Genomic DNA, 4,775 nt, shown 5'->3' with positions numbered 1-4,775 from the left:
CAAATACAACCCGTAACACTTCAAGTACCGCCTGACATCAGCCCCTCATCCGCCCTGCGGGCACCTTCTCCCGCAGGGAGAAGGGAAGCCCAGGACACATCAATCCAGCGCAACCTCGCCCTCACGCAGCTCCCGATAGGCCACCACCAAGGCCTGCACATCTTCTGCCGAAAACAACAGCTTCAACACCGGCGACACTTCATAGCGCTCCTCGCTGCCGCGCAAGCGCGACAGCAACTGGTTGTCGCGCATCTTGCCGATCGCCGTCATCACCCGCCGCGCGAAGCCCGCCCGATCGGTGGACACGTTCTTTTCGTACACCGACAAGGCTTCCACCAACTGCGCCTCGTCCACCACTGCACGCTCGCCGCGCGTGTCGGCCTCGGCCAGTTGCTGGCGCAAGAACAGCAGCAATACCGACTCGATAAACGTCAGCGGCGCACTGCGCAGCAAGGTGGGCGATTCCAGCTCTGCGGTGTCGGCCTGACGGGTAAAGGCCACCCCGCCCTCGCGGTCGAGCACCAACTCCAGAAACAGCTCGCACAGCACCTGGCGGATCGCCACCTCGTTGCGCAACAACGCCGGCCACAGCGCGCCGTGACGTTGCGCATCGATGCTGGGCCCTGCCAGCAACTGGCACAGTGCACGCCGCGCGTCGAACGGCAGCGTGCCGGTGTCGCTCGCCGCGTGGCTCGGCACTGGAGGTTTGCGTCATCGGCATGCGGTCGTCGATGGCCGGCGCCCCGGTGTCCTCGTCGGCGTCCAAGCGCGTGTCCTCAGACCAGTTCATTGCGTTTCTCCCGGGTAAACCACACCAAGGGAATGCGCGCGCGCCGCACGGCGCCGTCGCTGCCTTCCCATTGCACCGTTTCCATCTGTCCTTCGATCACCATGCCGTGGCGCGTGCCCAGCGACAGGTATCCGATCACGCTGCCCAGGCCCTGCACGGCCGGGCGTTGTTGCAAGGCGTCGCCGATCGTCAGCCGCGGGCGTTGGCCGAGCAGCTCATGCAGGTCGTTGCGCAGGCTGCGCACATCGATCTCCGATTGCGCCACCAGATCGCCCACGCTGTCCAGCGAGATCTCGGCCGCGTCGGCGGCCTGCACGCGTCCATCGACCTGGGTGAGCCGTGGATCGTGCAGCCGCCATTGCGACAACGAGCGCAGGCGGCGGCTGCTGAGCGCCTGCGTATAGCCGGTGGCGGTGGTGGCGTGCAGGCTGTCGCGCAATTGCAAGGCTTCGCCCTGCGCCTGCTTGAGCAATTGATTGAGCCGGCGCTGTTCCAGATACCCACGGCTTTGCACGAAACCGCGCAGGCTGCGCGCGAAATGCTGCATCACCGTGTGCACCTCGCCACCGCGCTCCAGCAGCGTGCCGGTCAGCCCACGCAAAAAGGCGCGTTCGCGACGATCGAGCTTGCGCGCAAACCCACGGGCAAGCAGCGCATCCAGCGCCTGGTCGAGCTGGCTGCTTTGCTGGGTGTCGTTGAGCAGACTCCAGAACGCCTCGAAAGTGCGCCCGGCTTCGCTGTCTGCAATCACATCCACGCCGTCGAACAGTTGTTCGAGCACATCGCCGCGCGCGCCTTCGTCGTCGATGATGCGCTCGCGGAATTGGCGGTTGAGCTGCTCGAAATCGTCGCGCACGCGATGGAAATCTTCGGCCAGCTCGTCGGAGAGATGGATCAGGTCGCGTGCACGTTCCAGCGCGCGTTTGCCGTCCAGCGCCGCCACGCGGCCGGAAGCCACGCGTTCGATCTCGGCATCGATGCGCGCACGTTCGTCGCGCAGCGCGGCCAGCCGGAGCTCTGGATCGGCTTCGGTCTGTCCGGCCAACTGCACCAGTTGCTGGATCACCAGCGACAGGCGGCTTTCGGTGGCGCTGCTGCTGCTTTCGCGCAGGCCGACGATGAAGCGGATGGCCTGGGTCGCGGCACGCGAGAGTTCGTATTCTTCTTCGGCTGCGCCTTCGGGCAGGCGGCGTTCCAGCCAGCCCTGTGCCAACCAATGCGCCAGATACGCCTGTGCGGTGCGCGGCAGTTCGCGCGAGAGCTCGTCGGCGCGCAAGGCGTCGAGCTGGCGCTGCAAACGCTCGTGCAACACGGCCGAAGGCAGGCGGCGTGCGCCGTCCATCAGCACCGTCTGCAGCAGGCCGATCAGTTCGGGTGCGTGGTCGGCGGCAAGCAGTTTCCATACCGGCTGCTCGCGCAGTTGCCGATAGCCGGCGATACGGGCCTGGTGCTTCATGGGCGCTGCCGCGACTGCCTCAACGCTTGCCGCCCACTTCGATGAACTGCAGGAATTCGGCGCGGGTGCGCGCGTCTTCGCGGAAGCTGCCCAGCATCTTGGAGGTCACCATGCTGACGCCGCGCTTGTGGATGCCGCGGGTGGTCATGCACTCGTGCGCGCCTTCCACCACCACGCCCACGCCAAGCGGCTGCAGCACGTCCTGGATGCATTGGGCGATCTGCGCAGTCATCTTTTCCTGCACCTGGAAGCGGCGCGCATAGCTTTCCACCACGCGCGCCAGCTTGCTGATGCCGACGACCTTGCCACGCGGCAGATAGCCCACGTGCACCTTGCCGATGATCGGCGCCATGTGGTGCTCGCAATGGCTTTCGTAGGAAATGTCGCGCAGCACGATCAACTCGTCGTAGCCGGCCACTTCCTCGAACGTGCGTTCCAGGTATTCGCGCGGTTCGTCGCGATAGCCGCTGAACCAGTCGCCGTAGGCTTCGGCCACCCGGCGCGGTGTGTCCAGCAGTCCCTCACGCGTGGGATCTTCGCCCGCCCAGCGCAACAGGGTGCGCACGGCCTCTTCGGCCTGGGTCTGGGTCACGGGGGAATCGGGCTGGTTGGACTGGCTCATGCGCAGGTGCACCCAAAGGGGGCGAGCATGGTACCTGAGGACTGCCCGGCCGCCCCAGTGGCGGTTGCGCCAGCATGCAAATGTTCAGTGACTATTGATTCATTTATGAATTGATAGCATCCTATCTATTATGAAAGCTCATCTTTCTCCACGCGCCCAGCTCAGTTCCGGCCTGCTGGTGGCCGCCCGTCAGTGGCAACGCTTGGCCGACCAGGCGTTCTCCGAGTTCGACCTGTCCAGCGCCTGCACCGGACCATTGCTGATGATCGGGCGCTCCGGCGGCGGCATCCGTCAGGTGGCGCTGGCCCAGCAACTGGGCATGGAAGGCCCCTCGCTGGTGCGCTTGCTGGACAAGTTGGCCGCGCAGGGCCTGCTGCGCCGCGAGGCCGACAGCAGCGACCGCCGCGCCAACCAGCTGTGGCTCACCGACGCAGGCCAGGCGCTGGTTGGCCGGATCGAGATCCGCCTGGACGCACTGCGTGCGCAGGTGTTCGGCGCTCTCAGCGATGCCGACGTGCAGGTGGTGCTGACCTTGTGGGAGCAGATCGCGCAGGCGCATGCGCAGCTGAGCCAGGCCGACTGAGTCGGCTGCCGGCGTTGCGCGCGACGCCCGTTGTGCCCTTTCCGATGCCGGTGCGCGCTGCATCGGGTGTTGTGGTTCTTTCTCCAGGATGTGCCCGATGTACGGCGAATTCAGTCTCTACGGTGTGTTCGTACCCACCTTGCTGGCGTTGATGACGCTGGCCTACCTGCTCAACAGCGGCATCGCCGCGCTGCTGACCCGCGCCGGCGCCTACCGCTACATCTGGCACCCGGCGCTGTTCAACCTGGCGCTGTACATCGCACTGCTGGGTGGCCTGTTCTTCCTTACCCGTTGGATGCAATCGTGAAAAAGCTGATCAAGACCGCGGGGCCGGCACTGCTGACCCTGGCAATGGTGGTGGTGGCCGCGTTGGTGTTGCAGCACCTGTGGCGTTATTACATGCAGGCGCCGTGGACGCGCGATGCGCATGTGGGCGCCGATGTGGTGCAGGTGGCGCCGGATGTCTCCGGGCTGGTGGAGTCGGTGGCCGTGGCCGACAACCAGCCGGTGACGCGCGGGCAGCTGCTGTTCGTGGTCGACCGCGCGCGCTACGCGATCGCGCTGGAACAGGCGCGCGCCGCGCTGGCCGAACGCCAGGCCACGCTGACGCAGTTGCGCCGCGAGATCGCGCGCGACCGCAGCCTGCAGGACCTGGTCGCCGCCGAAGATGCCGAAGTGCGCCGCTCCAACGTACAAAAGGCGCAGGCCGCAGTGGCCACCGCGCAATCGGCGGTGGATCTGGCCCAGCTCAACCTGGACCGCACCCAGGTGCGCAGCCCGGCCGACGGTCGCGTCAGCGACCGCACCGTGCGCGTGGGCGACTACGTCAATGCCGGGCGTCCGGTGGTGGCGGTGCTGGACACCGGCTCATTCCGTGTCGATGGCTACTTCGAAGAAACCCGCCTGCAGGGCGTGCACCCCGGCCAACGCGTGGACGTGCAGCTGATGGGCGAGCCGGTCACGCTGCATGGGCATGTGCAGAGCATCGCCGCCGGGATCGAAGACCGCTACCGCAGCGGCAGCGCCGGCGCATTGCCCAATGTCACGCCGGCGTTCGATTGGGTACGGCTGGCGCAACGCATCCCGGTGCGCATCGCGCTGGATCGCGTGCCTGCGCATGTGCAGTTGATCGCAGGGCGCACTGCCACGGTGAGCGTTCTGCCCGACACGGCCAATGCGACTCCGGCAACCCCGGCCATCGCGCCTGCCCGTGTGCAGGCCAAGGCGGCGCCATGAACCGCACGCTGTTGCGTCCGCTGGGACTGGCCGCACTGCTGACCACGCTGAGCGCGTGCAGCACCGTCGGCCCCAACTACGCGGTGCC

Annotated in this window: 5 protein-coding genes and 1 pseudogene; 3 read left to right on the top strand and 3 right to left on the bottom strand. The window is 66.6% G+C overall.

The annotated features are described in order from the left end of the window. Positions 1 to 99: 99 nt before the first annotated feature. The 3 genes and pseudogenes from J7360_RS20870 to folE form a co-directional block, all read right to left on the bottom strand. Positions 100 to 790, bottom strand: a pseudogene (locus J7360_RS20870) (DUF4194 domain-containing protein). Next, a complete protein-coding gene (locus J7360_RS20865) occupies positions 777 to 2,246 on the bottom strand; it encodes a DUF3375 domain-containing protein (RefSeq protein WP_057663972.1) in 1,470 nt (489 codons plus the stop codon). The pseudogene J7360_RS20870 and the gene J7360_RS20865 overlap by 14 nt, the downstream one beginning before the upstream one ends. A gap of 19 nt (positions 2,247 to 2,265) precedes the next feature. After that, complete coding sequence (gene folE / locus J7360_RS20860; RefSeq protein ID WP_003489347.1) at positions 2,266 to 2,868, bottom strand: GTP cyclohydrolase I FolE; 603 nt, start codon at positions 2,866 to 2,868, stop codon at positions 2,266 to 2,268. Positions 2,869 to 2,998: 130 nt separating this feature from the next. On the opposite strand from folE, the gene J7360_RS20855 reads away from it, so the two are divergent. The 3 genes from J7360_RS20855 (at position 2,999) to J7360_RS20845 (ending at position 4,687) form a co-directional block, all read left to right on the top strand. After that, positions 2,999 to 3,451, top strand: a complete 453-nt coding sequence (locus J7360_RS20855) for a MarR family transcriptional regulator (RefSeq protein ID WP_007964968.1) — start codon at positions 2,999 to 3,001, stop codon at positions 3,449 to 3,451. An 88-nt stretch (positions 3,452 to 3,539) separates the two neighbouring features. Then, complete coding sequence (locus tag J7360_RS20850; RefSeq protein ID WP_016850515.1) at positions 3,540 to 3,758, top strand: DUF1656 domain-containing protein; 219 nt, start codon at positions 3,540 to 3,542, stop codon at positions 3,756 to 3,758. After that, positions 3,755 to 4,687 carry an efflux RND transporter periplasmic adaptor subunit gene (locus tag J7360_RS20845; RefSeq protein ID WP_057663970.1) on the top strand — a complete coding sequence of 311 codons (933 nt, stop codon included), beginning with the start codon at positions 3,755 to 3,757 and terminating at the stop codon, positions 4,685 to 4,687. The genes J7360_RS20850 and J7360_RS20845 overlap by 4 nt, the downstream gene beginning before the upstream one ends. Positions 4,688 to 4,775: the final 88 nt, after the last annotated feature.

It is taken from the genome of Xanthomonas sp. D-99 (assembly GCF_017746145.1).
Taxonomy (GTDB): Bacteria; Pseudomonadota; Gammaproteobacteria; order Xanthomonadales; family Xanthomonadaceae; genus Xanthomonas; species Xanthomonas cissicola.
The sequence above is the reverse complement of the archived record's forward strand: the minus strand, read 5'-3'. Positions and strand labels throughout refer to the sequence as shown.

Coding starts and splice junctions, on each gene's coding strand:
- J7360_RS20865 (WP_057663972.1), bottom strand. CDS start 2,246: ATGAAGCACCAGGCCCGTATCGCCGGCTATCGGCAACTGCGCGAGCAG.
- folE (WP_003489347.1), bottom strand. CDS start 2,868: ATGAGCCAGTCCAACCAGCCCGATTCCCCCGTGACCCAGACCCAGGCC.
- J7360_RS20855 (WP_007964968.1), top strand. CDS start 2,999: ATGAAAGCTCATCTTTCTCCACGCGCCCAGCTCAGTTCCGGCCTGCTG.
- J7360_RS20850 (WP_016850515.1), top strand. CDS start 3,540: ATGTGCCCGATGTACGGCGAATTCAGTCTCTACGGTGTGTTCGTACCC.